13 protein-coding genes, 1 pseudogene and 1 riboswitch are annotated in these 17,593 nt (G+C 73.1%); of the genes and pseudogenes, 7 read left to right on the forward strand and 7 right to left on the reverse strand.

The window, feature by feature from the left end:
* The 4 genes and pseudogenes from HW445_RS04345 to HW445_RS04360 all read left to right on the forward strand — a co-directional run.
* Positions 1–740 (forward strand): annotated as a pseudogene (locus HW445_RS04345) (serine/threonine protein kinase); the annotation flags it as partial.
* Positions 741–811: 71 nt separating this feature from the next.
* Positions 812–2,545 (forward strand): serine/threonine-protein kinase, encoded by a 1,734-nt coding sequence (locus tag HW445_RS04350; RefSeq protein ID WP_180219703.1) that lies wholly within the window; start codon positions 812–814, stop codon positions 2,543–2,545.
* A 181-nt stretch (positions 2,546–2,726) separates the two neighbouring features.
* Positions 2,727–4,361 carry a succinic semialdehyde dehydrogenase gene (locus HW445_RS04355; RefSeq protein ID WP_180219704.1) on the forward strand — a complete coding sequence of 545 codons (1,635 nt, stop codon included), beginning with the start codon at positions 2,727–2,729 and terminating at the stop codon, positions 4,359–4,361.
* Between the two features lie 257 nt (positions 4,362–4,618).
* On the forward strand, positions 4,619–6,640 hold the full coding sequence (locus tag HW445_RS04360; RefSeq protein ID WP_308798312.1) for a GMC family oxidoreductase: 2,022 nt from the start codon (positions 4,619–4,621) through the stop codon (positions 6,638–6,640).
* Positions 6,641–7,188: 548 nt separating this feature from the next.
* Here the strand turns inward: HW445_RS04360 and HW445_RS04365 are convergent.
* From HW445_RS04365 to HW445_RS04375, 3 genes are all read right to left on the reverse strand, one after another.
* A complete protein-coding gene (locus HW445_RS04365) occupies positions 7,189–7,515 on the reverse strand; it encodes a chorismate mutase (RefSeq protein ID WP_257230838.1) in 327 nt (108 codons plus the stop codon).
* Positions 7,516–7,871: 356 nt separating this feature from the next.
* A complete protein-coding gene (locus HW445_RS04370; protein ID WP_180219705.1) occupies positions 7,872–8,090 on the reverse strand; it encodes a hypothetical protein in 219 nt (72 codons plus the stop codon).
* Positions 8,077–9,486, reverse strand: a complete 1,410-nt coding sequence (locus HW445_RS04375; protein ID WP_180219706.1) for a PspC domain-containing protein — start codon at positions 9,484–9,486, stop codon at positions 8,077–8,079. The genes HW445_RS04370 and HW445_RS04375 overlap by 14 nt, the downstream gene beginning before the upstream one ends.
* Positions 9,487–9,662: 176 nt before the next feature.
* On the opposite strand from HW445_RS04375, the gene HW445_RS04385 reads away from it, so the two are divergent.
* Together HW445_RS04385 and HW445_RS04390 are read left to right on the forward strand one after the other, a co-directional pair.
* The gene (locus HW445_RS04385; protein ID WP_257230839.1) at positions 9,663–11,060 is read left to right on the forward strand and encodes an ATP-binding protein; all 1,398 of its coding nucleotides are present in this window, start codon (positions 9,663–9,665) and stop codon (positions 11,058–11,060) included.
* Positions 11,057–11,797, forward strand: coding sequence for a response regulator transcription factor (locus HW445_RS04390; RefSeq protein WP_180219707.1), 741 nt, complete (start codon positions 11,057–11,059; stop codon positions 11,795–11,797). Before HW445_RS04385 ends, HW445_RS04390 begins: the two co-directional genes overlap by 4 nt.
* A gap of 335 nt (positions 11,798–12,132) precedes the next feature.
* On the opposite strand, the gene HW445_RS04395 is transcribed toward HW445_RS04390, so the two are convergent.
* Positions 12,133–13,206: a C40 family peptidase gene (locus HW445_RS04395; protein ID WP_180219708.1), complete on the reverse strand. Its 1,074-nt coding sequence runs from the start codon at positions 13,204–13,206 to the stop codon at positions 12,133–12,135.
* 377 nt (positions 13,207–13,583) lie between these two features.
* On the opposite strand from HW445_RS04395, the gene HW445_RS04400 reads away from it, so the two are divergent.
* Positions 13,584–13,937: a hypothetical protein gene (locus HW445_RS04400; protein WP_180219709.1), complete on the forward strand. Its 354-nt coding sequence runs from the start codon at positions 13,584–13,586 to the stop codon at positions 13,935–13,937.
* A 172-nt stretch (positions 13,938–14,109) separates the two neighbouring features.
* Here HW445_RS04400 and HW445_RS04405 read toward each other — a convergent pair whose 3' ends face one another.
* The 3 genes from HW445_RS04405 to HW445_RS04415 all read right to left on the reverse strand — a co-directional run.
* Positions 14,110–15,279, reverse strand: a complete 1,170-nt coding sequence (locus tag HW445_RS04405) for a C40 family peptidase (protein ID WP_180219710.1) — start codon at positions 15,277–15,279, stop codon at positions 14,110–14,112.
* Positions 15,280–15,285: 6 nt separating this feature from the next.
* Positions 15,286–15,443: riboswitch (cyclic di-AMP (ydaO/yuaA leader) on the reverse strand.
* 352 nt (positions 15,444–15,795) lie between these two features.
* On the reverse strand, positions 15,796–16,320 hold the full coding sequence (locus tag HW445_RS04410; RefSeq protein WP_180219711.1) for a DoxX family membrane protein: 525 nt from the start codon (positions 16,318–16,320) through the stop codon (positions 15,796–15,798).
* A 79-nt stretch (positions 16,321–16,399) separates the two neighbouring features.
* Positions 16,400–17,593: hypothetical protein (locus HW445_RS04415; RefSeq protein ID WP_180219712.1), on the reverse strand; the 1,194-nt coding region annotated here is incomplete at its 5' end.

The raw sequence follows: 17,593 nt of genomic DNA on the forward strand, positions 1-17,593 counted from the left end.
TGGGGCGGGCCGAGCCGCAGGGAGCCGAACAGTCGCCCCGCCGGCTCGGCAGGCTGCTGCTGACCGTGGTCCTGCTCCTGCTGGCCGGCGCCGTCGCCTACGCGATGCTCTTCATGCCGAAGCAGGGCGAGCGGGCCGACGGCCAGGACACCTCCAAGGGCGCCGTCCCGGTGGACACCGCGCCGACCACGCCGCCCCGGAGCGATCCGGAACCGACACCCACCCCGTCCGGGAAGGACACCGCCGAGCCGGACGCCAAGCCCTCCGCCGAGCCGGACGGCGAGGTGGCGGAGGGCTTCGTCCTGCGCAAGGACCCCGAGGGCTTCGAGGTCGCCGTGGCGAGCGGCTGGCAGCGCGCGCCCCGCAACGGGCAGGGGCAGGTGGTCTACTCGAAGGGCGACTTCCGGCTGATCGTGGTGCCCGGCCGGGACAGCGCCGAGCAGTACGGCCGCGACCCGCAGGTCTACCAGCAGGAGCACGAGCCCGAGTTGCAGCCCTACCGCGACTCCACCTGGGCCGGCTCCGGCGGTCTGCGCCGTATCGAGGTGGGCGGAAAGGTCATGGCCGAGGGCGAGTTCACCTGGACCGACGGCCAGGGACGCAAGCTGTACGTGCGCAACCTGGCGATCCTCGACGGCGGCCGCTACCACGTGGTGCAGCTGCGCGGCCCGGAGGCGGAGCGGGACCAGGTGACCCGGCTCTTCGAGCAGGCGTCGAAGACCTACGAGTCCACCGGCTGACCGTCACGGCTCTGTGACCGGTCGGGGGAGCGGGTGGCTCCGCACGGGTCCGGCGCGATATGGATGTGTCCATGAGCAGCCACGGGGGAGCCGGCAACCGGCCCGAAGAACCCACCAGCTACGGCCTGCAGCCGCCGGTCCGGCCCGGCGAGCCGCAGCGGACGCCGCAGCCCGGCCGGCAGAACGCGCCGCACCCGCTGTCGCCGCCGGTCCCGCAGCAGTCCACGGCCCACGCACCGGCTCCGCCGCATCCCTCGGCACAGGCCCAGCCCCACCCGTACACGCCCACCCGCGAGGCTCCGCAGCAGCAGCCGCCCGCGCAGGACCCCGGCGCGGGCCGCCTGATAGCGGGCCGCTACCGGCTGCTCTCCCGGCTCGGCCACGGCGGCATGGGCACCGTCTGGCGGGCCATGGACGAGACGGTGGGCCGCGAGGTGGCGGTCAAGGAGCCCCGCCTCCCCGACCACCTCCCGGAGACCGAGCGGGAGAAGCTGTACACCCGGATGAGGCGTGAGGCGACCACCGCCGCCCGCACCGACCACCCCGCCGTGGTCACCGTGCACGACGTGGCGGTGGTCGACGGCCGGCCGTGGATCGTGATGGAGCTGGTCCGCGGCCGCTCGCTGGGCGACATCCTCCAGGAGGGCACGCTCGGCTCCCGGGAGGCCGCCCGGATCGGCCTGGAGGTGCTGGGCGCGCTGGAGGCGGTGCACGCGGCGCGCATCCTGCACCGGGACGTGAAGCCGGACAACGTGCTGCTCGGCCACCACGACCGCGTCGTCCTCACCGACTTCGGCATAGCCCAGGCCGAGGGCGACACCAGCCTCACCGACACCGGCGCCTTCGTCGGCTCGCCCGAGTACGTCGCCCCCGAACGGGTGCTGGGGCAGCGGCCGGGCGAGGCGTCCGACCTGTGGTCGCTGGGTGTGGTGCTCTACGCGGCCACCCAGGGAGTCTCGCCGTTCCGGCGCAGCAACACCCCGGCCACCCTGCAGGCCGTCCTCAACTCCGAGCCGCCCACGCCCGCCGCCACCTCCGGACCGCTCGCCGAGGTGATCGACGGGCTGCTGCGCAAGGACCCCGCCCAGCGCCTGGACCACGCCGGGGCCCGCCGCCTGCTGGAGGCCGCGCTGCGGCCCCCGGAGCCGCCGGCCCCGCCGCGGCCCGCCCCGCCGCGCACCGGTGGGGTGTGGGTGCCGCGCAAGGTGCTGCTGGGGGCGGTGTCCGGACTGCTGGCGGCGGTGCTGGTCGCCTGGCTGGTGATCGCGGACCCGTTCGGCGGCACGGTGCCGGACGACTGGAAGCGCCATCCGCAGAAGGCGCTCGGCGTGAGCGTCAGCGTGCCCGCCGCGTACGAGGTCCAGCGCCCGAAGGACACCGACACCTTCAAGGACTGGGTGGCCTTCCACGACCCCAGCGGCGTCATCCGGGTGAGCGTCGAGCGGTACGACCAGGAGAACAGCCTCGCCGACGTGGCCGCCAGCCCGGACGCCCAGATGCACGCCGAGAACGAGGACTTCCGCAAGTCCGGCGAGTACGACTTCGACATGCCGGAGGCCCCGACGACCCGGCCCGCGCCCGGTCTGAAGCACCAGGACCGCCCCTCGGCCGAGAACACCGTCTCGTTCGAATCCACCGACACCCAGAACCCGCGCCCGGTCGAGCTGCGGTTCTTCTACTACGAGAACGCCGAGGAGCAGATGTACCGGGTGGTGATCGGCTACCCGGGGAAGGGCGACGTCACCGAGCGGGGCAGGGAAGTGGCGCAGAAGGCGATCGAGGCTCTGGAGTTCGACCCGGCCTGACACCGCCGCCCGCAGGGACGTGGCCGCAGTCGTCCGAAAAGAGTTCCGCGGCCACGTCTCCCCTCGCACAACCCCTGATCAGGGCTTTTCTGCCAGCGATCACTGGCAGAATGTGCCCACCGAGTGAAGGGGTGTTACCGATGGGTACCCAAAGTGTTTCGACCGTCATACCCTGCGCCTCATGACGGACACGCAGGCCTCGCAGGCACGGGAGACGGACCGCACGGGCGTGAGCGCCAATCCGGTGGCCGCGGCACCGCCCGGTGCGCGTGCCATCAGTGACGTGGTCACGCCGGATCTGGTGGCCCGGCTGACCAAGGGCGTGACCGGCACCGGCCGGACGTTCAACCACAGCCCGCTCACCGGTGAGCGGCTCGCCGACCTGCCGGAGTCCTCGCTGGACGAGGTCCGGACGGCGTTCGACCGGGCCCGCGCGGCGCAGAAGGCCTGGGCCGCCGTCCCGGTGCGCCGCCGTGCCGCCGTGCTGCTCCGCTTCCACGACCTGGTGCTCCGCCATCAGGCGGAGATCCTCGACCTGATCCAGGCCGAGACCGGCAAGGCCCGCCTGCACGCCCACGAGGAACTGCAGGCCGTGGCCATGGCCTCCCGCCACTACGGCCGCAAGGCCCCCGCCTACCTGGCCCCCAAGGGCCACCTGGGCGCGGTGCCGCTGCTCACCAAGGTCGAGGAGCTGCGCCACCCGCGTGGCGTGATCGGCCAGATCGCGCCGTGGAACTATCCGCTGGAGCTGTCCGTCGGCGACGCGCTGCCCGCGTTCGTGGCGGGCAACGCCGTGGTGATGAAGCCGGACACCGAGACCGCGCTGACCGCTCTGTGGGCGCGGGAGAAGCTGATCGAGGCCGGGCTGCCCGCGGACGTGTGGCAGGTCGTCCTCGGCGAGGGCCCGGTCGTGGGTCCCGAGGTGGTCCGGCACGCCGACTACGTGTCGTTCACCGGCTCCACGCGCACCGGACGGGAGGTCGCCGAGCGTGCCGCGGCCCGCCTGGTCGGCGTCTCGCTGGAACTCGGCGGCAAGAACGCCATGGTGGTCCTCGAGGACGCCGACCTGGACAAGGCCGCCGAGGGCGCGGTGCGGGCCTGCTTCTCCACCGCGGGGCAGCTCTGCATCTCCATCGAGCGGCTCCTGGTCCACGAGGCGGTGGCGGACGCCTTCCTGGAGCGGTTCGTCGCCCGCACCAAGGCCGTGCGGCTGGGCAACTTCCTCGGCTACGGCGCCGACATGGGGTCGCTGGTCAGCGAGCGCCAGCTGGAGATGGTCGTCCGGCACGTCGAGGACGCCGTCGCCAAGGGCGCCACGGTGCTCGCGGGCGGGGTCGCCCGGCCCGACGTCGGCCCGTACTTCTACGAGCCGACCATCCTCGACGGCGTCGCGACGCCGATGGCCGTGTGCTCCGAGGAGACCTTCGGGCCGGTCGTCTCCGTCTACCGCTTCTCCGACGCCGACGAGGCGGTCGAGCGGGTCAACGCCAGCGACTACGGCCTCAACTCCTCGGTCTGGTCCAAGGACATCCGCCGCGCACGGCGGATCGCCGCCCGGCTGCAGACCGGCACCGTCAACATCAACGAGGGCTTCGCCCCCGCCTACGGCAGCGCCCGGTCGCCGATGGGAGGCATGAAGGACTCCGGACTCGGCCGCCGCCACGGCTCCGAGGGCATCCTCAAGTACACCGAGGCGCAGACCGTCGCGGTGCAGCGGATGATGCCGCTGGCGCCGTCCTTCGGCCTGAACGACGAGCAGTACGCGGCCGTGCTCAGCGCCGGATTGAAACTGATGAAGGCGTTCCGCCTCCGCTGATCCCCGTCCGGGCGGCACACCGCCGCACCCGCACCGCACCGTCGGACCCGCACCGCACGGCCGTACCGCCCCACCCGCACCGCATGGCCGTACCCGCACCCGCACGGTCCCGTTGCCGAACCCGCCGTCCGCCACCGGTTCTCAACCGTTCTCGATGAGGAGAGCACGTGTCGCAGGAGAACGCTCCGCAGGAGAAGACCGCCGGCCTTCCCGACGCTCCGCAGGACGATCCGTCGCCGTCGCCGTTCGACTACGACGTGATCGTCGTCGGCTCCGGCTTCGGCGGGTCCGTCACCGCGCTCCGACTCACCGAGAAGGGCTACCGGGTCGGCGTCCTGGAGGCGGGCCGGCGGTTCACCCGGGAGTCCCTGCCGAAGAACTCGTGGGACCTCAAGAAGTTCCTCTGGGCCCCCGCGCTCGGGATGTACGGCATCCAGCGCATCCACCTGCTGGGCAACGTGATGGTGCTGGCCGGCGCGGGCGTGGGCGGCGGGTCGCTGAACTACGCCAACACCCTGTACGTGCCGCCGACGCCCTTCTTCCAGGACCCCCAGTGGAAGGACATCACGGACTGGGAGGAGGAGCTGAAGCCGTACTACGACCAGGCGCGGCGCATGCTGGGCGTGCGGCTCAACCCCACCATGACCCCCTCCGACGTGCACCTGAAGGCGACCGCGGAGCGGATGGGAGTGGGCGACAGCTTCCACCTCGCGCCCGTCGGCGTGTTCTTCGGCGACGGCGAGGACGCCGACGGCAGCGTCACCGCCCGCCCCGGCGAGGAGGCCGCCGACCCGTACTTCGGCGGCGTCGGCCCCGCCCGCAAGGCGTGCCACGAGTGCGGCGAGTGCATGACGGGCTGCCGTCACGGGGCGAAGAACACCCTCAACGAGAACTACCTGTACCTCGCCGAGAAGGCCGGCGCGACGGTGCACCCCATGACCACCGTGCGGTCCGTCACGGAGGACGGCCACGGAGGCTTCGCCGTCGACACCATCGGAACCGACCGCAAGCGGGTCGGCCGGGGCCGCGTCCTCCGCTCCCGTCACGTGGTCGTCGCGGCCGGCACCTACGGCACGCAGACGCTGCTGCACCGGATGAAGGCGGGCGGGCAACTGCCCAGGCTCTCCGACCAGCTCGGCATGCTCACCCGCACCAACTCCGAGGCACTGGTCGGCGCGCAGACCGACGACCGGCGCTACCACCGGGTCACCGGACAGCCCAAGGCCGACTTCACCAAGGGCGTCGCCATCACCTCGTCGATCCACCCGGACGCCAGCACCCACATCGAACCGGTGCGCTACGGCAAGGGCTCCAACGCCATGGGCGCCCTGACGGTGCTCCAGGTGCCGTACGCGGCCAAGGGCACCGGGACCGCGCGGCTGCTGGGATGGCTGGGCAACACCGTCCGCCACCCGTTGCTGACCCTCCGGTCGCTGTCCAACCGGCGCTGGTCGGAGCGGACCATCATCGGGCTGGTCATGCAGTCCCTCGACAACTCGCTCACCACCCACCTCAAGCGCAAGGGCCTCGGCAAGGGACTGCTGACCGCGCGCCAGGGCCACGGCGCGCCCAACCCGAAGCAGATCGAGGCGGCCGTGGAGGCGGCGTCGCTGCTGTCGGAGGAGATCAACGGCTTCGCAGGCAGCAACGTCGGCGAGCTGACGGGCATGCCGCTGACCGCGCACTTCCTCGGCGGCTGCCCGATCGGGGATTCCCCGGAGACCGGCGTCATCGACCCGTACCACCGGCTGTACGGCTACCCGGGAATCTCGGTGGTGGACGGGGCGGCGGTCTCCGCGAACCTGGGCGTCAACCCGTCGCTGACCATCACGGCGCAGGCCGAGCGGGCCATGTCCTTCTGGCCCAACAAGGGCGAGGACGACCCGCGGCCCGCGCAGGGCGAGGGCTACCGGCGGCTGTCCGCGGTGCCGCCGCGGACGCCGGTCGTGCCGGAGAAGGCCTTCGCGGCGCTGCGGCTGCCGTTCCTGGGAATGCCGGCGGTCCCGCCGAAGGCGACGGCCACGCCGAAGGCGACGGCCACGCCGAAGGCGACGGCCACGCCGAAGGCGGCGGCCACGGCGGAGCTGAAGGCCACGGCGGAGCTGAAGGCCACGGAGGAGCCGAAGGTCACGGAGGAGCCGAAGGTCACCATGCCGCGGCCGGCCGGGCCACCGGAGCCGGAGGAGCAGGTCGACACGGTGCGGCAGGCGAAGCCGGTCGACACGGCAGGGGCCGCGGGGGCCGCGGGAGCTGCGGGCCCTGTGGGAACGGCGGAGTAGGCAGGGTCGGCCGTACAAGGCCCGCCCTCGCACACGTCCACCCCGCACACACCTGTCGCGACGGTGTCGTCACGACAGGCCAAGGACCGGGACCGTGGGTGGCGGTCCCCGTCGGCCGGCTCCGGGCGTCCCCGGAGCCGGCCGTTTCTGTTGGGTGACCGGGCTGCTGTCCCCTGCCGTCCGGTCACAACCCTGAGGCGACGGTCCCACGGCGCACGGCACGTTGATCCGTGCACCTCGCCGCCCCAGCAAGCCACGCGTGGTTTTTCTCGGGAGCCGTGCCTGGCCGGCACGGACACCCGGACCAACGAAGGGTTCGGGCCGACGGTCACGGTCCCGGACGGGTGATGGTGCCGGGCCCGGGCACGACGTGGGTCGTACGTGGTGCGAGGGGCGCGCACGCGCGCGACCGGTGGCTGACGGGGCGGACGGGTGCGGTCGGCATCGACGGGGCGCGTGCGGGACCGCCCGCGTACCGCCCGTGCGAGGACGGTACGCGCGGGACGGGGCAAGCGGAGGGCGGGCACACGTCGGTACACGGGCGGGAGTCAGACGCGCCCGCGGCAGAGCTCCAGGATGGTCATCGCCAGGGAGGTTCCCGGGCGGCCCAGCGCGTCGCGGTAGCGGGAGAGGACCTCCATCTCACGGGAGAGATGGACCCGCCGCCCCCCGGTGGCGATCCGGGTCTGCTGGACGACCGCGGACACGGCCATGCGTTCCTGCACCAGACCCAGGATGTGGTCGTCCAGGGCGTCGATCCTCGCCCGGGCGTCGGCGATGACGGCGGCGGGGTCCGCGGCCGGAGCGGACGCCGAGGCGGACGACGGGTCGGCCGAGGTGGCGGCCGGGCGGGTGGTCATGGGAGTGATGCTCATCGGAACTCCTGCGTGGTGTGCGGAGGAGCCCCGGTGCCGGACGGTCCGGGAAAAACGACAGGCGCCCCGGGCCTTGCCGGCCCGGGGCGCCTGGGAAGTCGCTCTACGGTTATCCGCGATGAGCAACGCGACCATGGCAGCCGGCGGGCCGGGTGCCATAGATAAACGCGAAGCTCGAGTACGCGGACATGGGGGAAGTATGACGGGTGGGTCGGAACGCCTCCACCGAGGACCGCATCGTGAGACCGCTGGCCCCCGCCTGGCCCACGCCTGGCCACGTGCAACGCACGCCTGACGCACGCACAACGCACGCCTGACGCACGCCCGGCGGCCGCCTGACGCAGCCGCCTCCGCGCTCAGCCGACGGCGTCGTCCCCGTCCCGCCGCCCGCTGCGGACGGTGCGGGCCACGAGACCGGCCACGGCGGCGATCGCGAGCCCACCGATCACCAGGGGGACCGCCACCAGCCAGGGCATGTGCCACTCCCCGGTGGCGTCGCCCGCGTAGAGCACGCCCGCGGTGATCAGGACCAGGCCGGATATGAACCGCCCTGGCTGGAACTCATGACGCCACACGGGTCACCTCCGCGTTGCCGGCGCCGACCTCGATCCGCAGCTCGATCGTCCCCGCCTCCTTCTCGTTCCTGCCGGCGTCCCCGTCTGTCCCTCCGCCGTCCACGGCCCGCAGCGTGTACTCCTCCGTCAGCCCCGCCCCCGCCCCGGTGTCCCGCCCCGAGGAGGAGGGCGAGCGGATGTCACCCAGACCGACGTTGATCAGGGTCCGCACCGTCACGTCGTCGGGCACGACCACCTCGACGCGGCCCGAGCCGACGTTCACCCTGACCGGGACCGTCTGCCCGTCCTTCACCGGCAGGTCCGTGAGGTCGAGCCGCGCCATGCCCAGCCCCAGTTGGTAGCCGTCCCGGGTGTCGGCGACGGAGACCGGACGCCATTCCCTGCGTATCCAGTCGGCGTCGACGTCGCGCGGCAGGGCTGTCGCGACCGTCAGCAGGCCCGCGGTGACCAGGCCCCAGAAGACCGTGCCCGCGCCGGTGCGGCCGAGGAAGGAACTGACCACCATGCCCGCGCCGAGAACCAGGAGGGCGCAGGCCAGCCCGTGCTGGACGGCGGTGACCGCCGGGCCGTCGGCCTCACTCAGCACGGTCACCAGCGCACCCACCGCCGCGGCCAGCAGGAACGTCACCCCGCCGAGCGAGCGGGGCCGGGGCGGCCGGGCAGGCTCGTCCCTCCCCGCCGGACCACCCCGGCCGGCCACCACGTCCGTGGCCCCGCCGCGGGAGACCGCGAGTGCCGCGGCCAGGTCCCGGTCGGACGCGTCCCCCAGATCGGCGGGGCCCCACAGATAGCCCGTGCCCCCCACGAAGGTGCCGTCCTTGACGATCGGTTCACGCCACCACGACGGGAGCGAGGCGGCGACAGGGGGCGCCTGCGCCTCGGGCGGCGCGTCCGCGGCGGCATGGGCGGACAGCGGATCCGGCCCGGGGGAGGCGCGGCGCCGGGACCAGTAGCCCGCTCCGGCCAGCAGCAGGGAGAGCACCGCCCCGAAGGTCAGCAGCCCACCGTCGCCCAGCATGGACAGGAACACCCCGCAGCCCACCAGGGCGAACAGCACGGAGGCCAGCGCCGGGCCGTCCACCCGTCCCGTCAGCAGGCGGCGGATCTCGTTCTCCTCCTCGTCCTCGTAGGGGAGGAAGAGCCAGGCGAAGCCGTAGAAGACCAGGCCGATACCGCCCGTCGCGGAAAGCACCGCGAGGGTGATCCGGAAGATCACCGGATCCATGTCGCACTGACGGCCCAGGCCCGCGCAGACCCCTCCCAGCATCTTGTGCCGCCGGTCGCGCCGCAGCGGCCGCGCCTCGCCCTCCGGGGGCTCCTCGTCGGCCGCGGACGCACCGGTACGCCGCTGCGCGTCGGGGGACGCGGGGCTCGGCGCGTGGTGGTGATCCGTCATGCATTCATGGTGACGGGCGGGACGGCTTCGCGGGAGTCGGAACGACCCTGGGAGAACCCTGAAATCGCCCCGACCCGTGCCGGGGGAATCGTTCGAGGCGCGCCGCGGCCCGGATCAGGGTTGTCTGAGGGGCCAACCCTGATGACCCTGAGGGCGCGGCGTGTGACGATCGTGGCATGCCGGAAGCCGCAGCATCACTCGACGACCCGCGGCCGCCGCGCAAGCTCTACCGCAGCGGTGACGGACGCTGGCTCGGGGGCGTGGCGCGGGGGCTCGCCGGACACCTCGGCCTGCCCGTGGCGTGGGTCCGCCTCGTCTTCGTGGGCCTGTTCGTCGCGCAGGGGCTGGGCGCCCTGCTGTACGCGGCCTTCTGGTTCTTCGTGCCGCTGGGCATCGGCGGGGTCGGGGCCGCGGACGGCCGCAAGCAGGCGTCGCCCGTCTCGTCAGGTGCCGCGGGTTCCGCAGGTGCGTCGGGTGCGTCGGCGGCGTCCGGTGCGGCAGGGACGGGTGGGCCGGAGACGTCGGGGTCGACCGGCCCCACCAGGTCCCAGGGGTCGGGCTCTCCGCGCCGCCTGGTGGCGCGGAAGCCGGACAGGGGGCAGCTGGTCGCCCTGCTGCTGATGGTCGTGGTCGCCCTGATCTTCGTGGGCAGCATGGACCTCGGCGGCGTCGCCCGGGCCTACCTCTGGCCCGCGGTGCTGGTCGGGGCGGGTGTGGCCCTGGTGTGGCGGCAGGCGGACAACGCCCGGCGGGCCCGCTGGATGGAGGTGGGCCGCCGTCGGCGGACGGTGACACTGGCCCGCGCCGCGGCCGGCGTCCTGCTGGTGACGGCCGGAGTGTCCGGCATGTTCGTCCTTCAGGGGTCCGCCGCGCACCTCGGTTCGGTCCTCCAGGCCGCGCTGGCCGTCCTGGTCGGGGTGGCCCTGCTCGCCGGTCCCTATCTGGTGAGGATGACGCAGGACCTGTCGGCGGAACGGCTGATGCGCATCCGCGCCCAGGAGCGGGCCGAGGTTGCCGCGCACGTCCACGACTCGGTGCTGCACACGCTGACGCTGATCCAGCGCAACGCCGACAGCGCGGGCGAGGTGCGCCGGCTGGCCCGTGCCCAGGAGCGTGAGCTGCGCGCCTGGCTGTACCGGCCGGAGGGATCCGGCAAGGACGAGGAGGCCGAGCCGGAGACGCTCGCGGAGGCGGTCCGGAGCACCGCGGCCGAGGTGGAGGACAAGCACGGCGTCCCCCTGGAGGTCGTGGTGGTCGGCGACTGCCCGCTCGACGAGAAACTCGGTGCCCAGATCCAGGCCGCCCGGGAAGCCATGGTGAACGCCGCCAAGTACGGTGGCGAGGGCGGGCCGGTACAGGTCTACGCCGAGGTGGAGGGGCGGTCGGTGTTCGTGTCGGTCCGTGACCGGGGCCCCGGCTTCGACCTCGATGCGATACCCGCCGACCGGATGGGTGTCCGGGAGTCGATCATCGGCCGCATGGAGCGCAACGGCGGCACGGCCCGGGTCCGGGCCGTGCCCGACGGGGGCACCGAGGTCGAGCTGGAGATGGAGAGGGCGGAGAGGACGTCATGAGCGACGCGACCGGAGCCACCGGTGCCGAGGGCACGGGCAGCGGGACGGCCGGCACGGGGGGAGCGCCCGGTGCCGAGCGCCGGGTGAGGGTCGTGCTCGTCGACGACCACCGCATGTTCCGCACCGGGGTGCGCGCGGAGATCGGCGAGACGGAACGCACCGGCGTCGAGGTGGTGGGCGAGGCGGCGGATGTCGACCAGGCGGTGGAGGTGATCACCGCCACCCGGCCCGAGGTCGTCCTGCTCGACGTGCACCTGCCGGGCGGAGGCGGTGTCGAGGTGCTCCGCCGGTGCGCGGGACTGGCGGCCGACCCCGAGCGGCCGGTGCGGTTCCTCGCCCTTTCGGTCTCCGACGCTGCGGAGGACGTGATCGGCGTCATCCGCGGTGGGGCCCGCGGCTACGTCACCAAGACGATCACCGGGAACGACCTGGTCGACTCGGTCTTCCGGGTGCAGGACGGCGACGCGGTCTTCTCCCCCCGCCTGGCGGGTTTCGTCCTCGACGCCTTCGCCTCGACCGACGCCCCGCCGGTGGACGAGGACATGGACCGTCTCACGCAGCGGGAGCGGGAGGTGCTCCGGCTGATCGCGCGGGGCTACGCCTACAAGGAGATCGCCAAGCAGCTCTTCATCTCGGTGAAGACGGTGGAGTCCCATGTCTCGGCGGTCCTTCGCAAGCTCCAGCTCTCCAACCGGCACGAGCTGACCCGCTGGGCCACGGCCCGACGGCTGGTGTGAGGGAGCGCCCGCACGCGGCCGGGACGGTGCGTGCGGTGCGTGCGGTGCGTCCGGTCTGTTCGGTCCGGGCGGTCCGTCCGGTCCGGGCGGTGCCTCCGGGGCTTCCGGTGCGGACTGGTCCGCGCGGGGTGTGCGGCGCGTTCATCCGCCGGGTCCCTGTGGGCGTCCGGTCCGGCCGTCTGCCCGTCTGCCCGTCTGCCGGTCTGCGCACCCGTCCGCCTGTCCACCCGTCCTCCCATCCACCCCACCGCCCGTGTCCTGCGGTGTGTCCGGGTCGTGCGTCTGCGCGGTCCACGGGTCCGTGTGATCGCCCGTGCGGGGGTGTCCGGGAGTCGTCACACCACCCGTGTCGCTCCGGCGAAGGGCATCTCGTCGACCGGGGCGACACGGACCGGGGCGGAGGGATTGGGCGCGTGGATCATCTTGCCGTCGCCGATGTACATGCCCACGTGGGTGACCCCGGGGTAGAAGAAGACCAGGTCGCCCGGGCGGAGCTGGGACCGGGAGACACGCTGTCCCGCGCCGATCTGTGCGTAGGTGGTGCGTGGGAGGGAGACGCCCGCGGAACGGTAGGCGGCCTGGACGAGCCCTGAACAGTCGAAGGCGTCGGGGCCGGTGGCGCCCCAGACGTAGGGACTGCCCAGCTTCCGCTGCGCGTACGAGATCGCGGCGGCCGCACGGGTGTTGGGCGCGGAGACCGTGCCCGATGAGTTCTTCGCGCCGCCGGTTCCGCCGGGCCGGGCCGGTGGAGCCTCGGCGTTCCCGCCGCCGGATTCGGCGGCGAGCCGGGCGCGTTCCTCGGCGGTGAGGCGGGAGAGCAGCCGGCGGGCCTTGCCCAGCTTTCCGGTGACGGTCTTCTTGTGCCGCTGTGCCCGCTTCTGCTGGTCCTCCAGCTCCTTCAGCTCGGTCCGGGCCTCCTGGCGCACCTCGTCCAGCTCGCGGATCTGCCGTGCCACGGAGGCGACCTCGGTGGCCTGGAGGGCGCCGGCGCGCTCGGCGAGGCCGGCGTCCCGCAGGAAGCGGTCGGGGTCGGAGGAGAGCGCCAGCTGCATGGCGGGCCCGAGGCCGTTGCCGGAGCGGTACTGCGCGGCGGCGGCCGAACCCAAGGACTCGCGCGCGGTGTTCAGCTCCTCGGTCCGCCGGGCGGCCTCGTCCTGCAGCTTGCCCACCCGGCGTTCGGCGGCCTCCGTCCTTTCCCTGGCCCCGTTGTACTTCTCGGTGGCCGCCTCGGCCTCCCGGTAGAGCTGGTCGACCTCTTCCCTGACCTGCTCCGGCGTCGGCTTCGGCGCCGCGTGTCCGACTCCGTCGAGTCCCGCCGACGCCGCCGCTCCCGCGAGTACCGCGGTGAGCAGTGTGCGGGCCCTGCTGCCGCTCCGCCTGTGCTGTGGGGGCTTGCGGTGCGATGCCACGTGGAGTCCACGTCCTTCCGTACGTCCCGCCGCCGGGCGGGGGCGGTCACACATCCGGCGGTGGCCTGCACAGGGGAGGCAGGCCACCGCCGGACCTTCGGTCGGTGACCGACGCCGTCCTGGTCAGGACGACATGAGGGGAGCCGGTCACCTGGGGGAGGACGCTAATCCGGTACGTCACCGTCTGGTAACGGTTTGTGTGCAGCTGAACGCAAAGGGTCACTATGGTCCGGGGGGTAACCCAGTAGCGGTTCGGTCGTGACGGCTTGGTGCGGTGGAGTGACCGAATGTGCACTTCCGGGGCGGATGTGACGGCAGGGGTGCTACGCGACGGCCCGCCTCCGGGGTGGGAAAGCGCGGTGGCTAGGCTCCCCGGCATGGACGTACTCCTGCACATCTTCGTCGGTCTTCACATCATCGGTATCGCCGCCCTGCTCGGCGGTTTCTTCCACCAGATGAAGGCCATCGGTCAGGGCGCCGCCCGCTTCACCCCGGGCATGCTGCACGGCGCCCTCACCATGCTGGTCACCGGCATCGTCCTGGTCGGTCTCAACGAGGCACAGGGCGGCTCGGTCAACCACATCAAGATCGGCGTCAAGCTGCTGCTGCTGATCGTGATCCTCGGCCTGGTCTACGTGAAGCGGGACGAGGAGCGGGTGTCCAAGGGGCAGTTCGCCCTGGTGGGTGCGCTGACCACGGTGAACATCTTCATCGCGGTGCTGTGGAAGTGACTCGGCCGCGCTGACGCACGCGCGACGGCCCGCACGCTCGAGGCGTGCGGGCCGTCGTCGTCTTCCGCCCGGCTTCGGCTCCGACGCTGCCGAAGCCGAAGCCGAAGCCGAAGCCGAAGCGGAACCGAGGCTGAGGCGGGGTCGCCGTTTCCGGTTCCGGTTCCGGTGCCGGTCAGGCGGGGCGCACGATGCTGTGGATGGAGCCCTCGCCGTCGTAGTAGATGGACTCCTCACGGACGTACGCACCGGGCTTCGGGGCGTGGATCATCATGCCCTCGCCGATGTAGACGCCCACGTGGGTGACGTCGTCGTAGAAGAAGACCAGGTCGCCCGGCTTCGCCTCGGAGACCGGGACGGTGGTGCCGGCGTTCACCTGGTCGTAGGTGGTGCGGGGCAGGTCCACGCCGGCGGCCTTCCAGGCCGCCTGGGTCAGGCCGGAGCAGTCGTAGGAGTCCGGGCCGGTCGCGCCCCAGACGTAGGGAAGGCCGATCTGGGCCTCGGCGAACGCGACCGCCTTCTGGCCCTGCGTGGCGGAGGCGTCCGTGCCGCCTCCCGTCCCGGAGCCACCGTCCGCGCCGCTCCCGCCGCCGGCGGCCTCGTCGGCCTCCTGCTCGGCGGCCGCCTCCTGCCGGGCCTTCTCCTCGGCGGCCTGCCGACGGGCGAGCTCCTCCGCCTTCCGGCGGGCCTCCTCCTCCTTCTGCCGCTCGATCTCGGCGAGCCGCGCCTTCTCCTCGGCGGTCAGGTCGGCCAGCAGTTCCCGGGCGTCGGTCAGCTTCTTCTGGACGGTCGCCTTGCTGGTGCGCAGTTCCTCCTCGGAGGAGCTCAGCGTCTCCAGGCTCTCGGTGGCTTCCTGCCGCTTCTCGGACGTGGCGGCCTGCCGCTCCACGAAGTCGTCGACGGCATCCTTCTGCCGGCCCGTCAGGCGGTCCATCAGCTGCGCCTGGTCGAAGTAGTCCTGAGGCGCGTCGGCGAGCAGGAAGGTCGCGGTGTCGGGGAGGGCGGTGCCGGAGCGGTACTGGGCGGCGGCGTAGGAGCCGAGTCTCTCGCGGGCCTCGTTCAGCTCCTCGGTGCGCTCGGCGACGTCGTCGAGCAGCTTGTCGAGCTCCTCGCGCTGCTGCTCGCTCTGCTCCTTGGCCGAGTTGTACTTCTCGGTGGCCGCCTCGGCCTCGCGGTAGAGGGTGTCGACCTTCTTCTGGACCTCTTCGAGGCTGGGGCGGTCGGCGGGCGCGGCCTGGGCGGTCTGGGTCAGCAGGGCCACGGAGGTGAGGGCGACGGTCGCCAGCGCGGGGGTGCGTATACCCGCGAGCAGGCCCGTGGGGCGGGGTTTTCGGTGCGACGCCAAGGCGGCGACTCCTTCCGTCTCCCGCCTACCGGGTTAGCTGTCGGGTTCGGGCGGGACTTCCGGAAGGGTTGCCCTACGGTCCGGCGGGGCCGGATCGATTCACCCCAGGTGGTGCGCGCGGGTCCCCGGCTCCGGCACGGCACCGGACTCGGCGGGGGCCGCGCGGACCGGCGAGGTTCGCCGGTCGGGATCGGACGGCCCGCGCGGCACGTTAGCCAACCCGTGGTGTCCGTGTGAAGGACGGTGTGCGTTATGCCCGATACGTTTTTGTGACCTTCGTAAAAGCGTGGCCGATCGTGAGGGCGTGGCGGCGTTCGGTAGCGCAACAGCGTTTCGTGGCGCAGTGACGTTCCACGGCCAGGGGTGCTCGGGGAGCGCGGAGGTGGTGCGCCAGCGCGGTGGTCGGCGCGTGAGCGCGGAAGGTGGTGCGTGCGTACGGAAGACGGCGCGCGGAGGTGGTGCGCGGGGACGCGGAGGTGGTGCACGGGCGGTGCGGGTCCGCCCGTGGCGCGGGCCTCAGGCGGTGGTCGCGTCGGTCCCCGCCGCCCGTCCGGCCCGCCGCGCGCGCCACGCCGCGTCGAGGGAGAGCGCGCCGCCGCCGGCCAGGATCAGCGGGGTCCACGCCATCAGGTACGGGAGGTCGTTGCCGAGGTAGTACGGCTCCGCGGCCCAGCTCATCGTCAGCCACAGGCTCAGCGAGATGAGCGCGCCCCCGGTCGCCGCCATACGGGTGAGGAGGCCGAGGAGGGTGCCGAGACCGACGGCCAGCTCGCCCAGGGCGATGGCGAGGCCGAAGGCGACGGGGGCGTTCAGCCCGAGGTCGACCAGGGCGGGGACGGCGGAGACGTCGCGGACCGCGTCCATCTGCCCGCCGATGGAGCCGGGGCCGGACTCCTTCAGGAAGGCGGAGTCGGTGAGCTTGTCCAGGCCCGCGTAGAGGAAGGTGACGCCGAGGAAGACCCTCAGGGGGAGCAGCGCGAAGCGTGCGGCGGCCTCCCTCGGGCCGGACGTCCGGGTGGCGCCGGTGGTGGTGACCGCCATGACCGTGGCCGCCTTTCCCGCAGGTCGGTTTATCCGTCAACCAATTCGGGGGACAGCCTACGTGCGCCGCGGCGTGACGTCACTCGGTGATGTCGACGACCATCCGGTTGGTCTCCAGCCCCGCCGCGGTCACCACCTGCACCTCCACCCGGCCGGGCTCCACCTCGGCCGGGACCGGCACCGTCAGCACCGTGTCCGAGGGGTTGCTGAAGCCGCCGGTGACGGGGACCAGCGGAACGTGGACGTTGACCGACCCTATGCGGACGACCATCCGCGACAGCCGGTCCGCGCCCTGCGCCCCCGGGGGCACGAACCCCGCGCCACGGATCTCGATGTCGTCCCCGGTGCGGATCGGCCCGTCCAGGTCTCCGGCCTCGCGGGCCCGCACCACGGAGAGGACGACCGGGCGGCCGCCCTCCGCGTACTTGCCGGCCAGGTACGTCGCCGCGGAGACCAGCACCACCACGGCCAGCCCCCACGGCAGGTCGGGCAGCTGCTCGGGGCGGCGGGCGAGCCGGACCAGGCCGAAGACCAGCGCCACGGCGGAGATCACCACGTACTGGATGTCGGCGAAGCTGCCCCGCCCGGAGTCGTCGGTCAGCAGGTCGGCGGCGCGCGGGCGGTCGGCACGGACCTTCTGCAGCCGCTGGCCGAGCACCCGAAGGCTCACCACCCGCCGGACCAGCACCGCGATGGCACAGACCACGGCCAGCACCGTCACCATGCCCGCGCCCCGGGCGAGGTTCAGGCCCGCGATCAGCGAGTCGCGCTCCCGGTGGCCGGAGGCGGCGGCCAGCTGGCCGGCCAGGGTCAGCACGGCGAAGGCGGTGAACAGCACCCAGGCGGTGGCCACCGCGCGGGAGGTGGAGAGGCGGTTGTCCTCACCGATCACCGGGGCGAGCACGCCGCCCCGATCACGGTGGTACCAGGAGGCGGCGGACAGCGCGGCGCCCGTCACCAGGGCGGCGAGCAGTCCGGCCGAGCGCGCCGGGGTCCAGCCGGCCCCGATCGCGGTGAGCGCCTGTACCAGCAGGAGCAGCACCACCGCGCCCCACACGGCGTAGAGGGTGATCCTCCAGAGCCGGGCCAGCCAGGCCTGCCCCTCGGCGCGGCTGCGCTCGGCCACCTCGGTGGCGGACTGGGTGAGCTCGTCGGAGACCCACTGCCGGGAGGCGGAGGCCGAGTGCGCGACCGCGGCCGGCAGCCCCTTCCCCGCGGCGAACTCGTCCCGCTGGTGCAGGAAGGCCGTCACGGCCTTCCGGTGCCCCGCCCG

Source organism: Streptomyces sp. UH6, from assembly GCF_013421635.1.
In the GTDB taxonomy this organism is placed as follows: Bacteria; Actinomycetota; Actinomycetes; order Streptomycetales; family Streptomycetaceae; genus Streptomyces; species Streptomyces abyssomicinicus.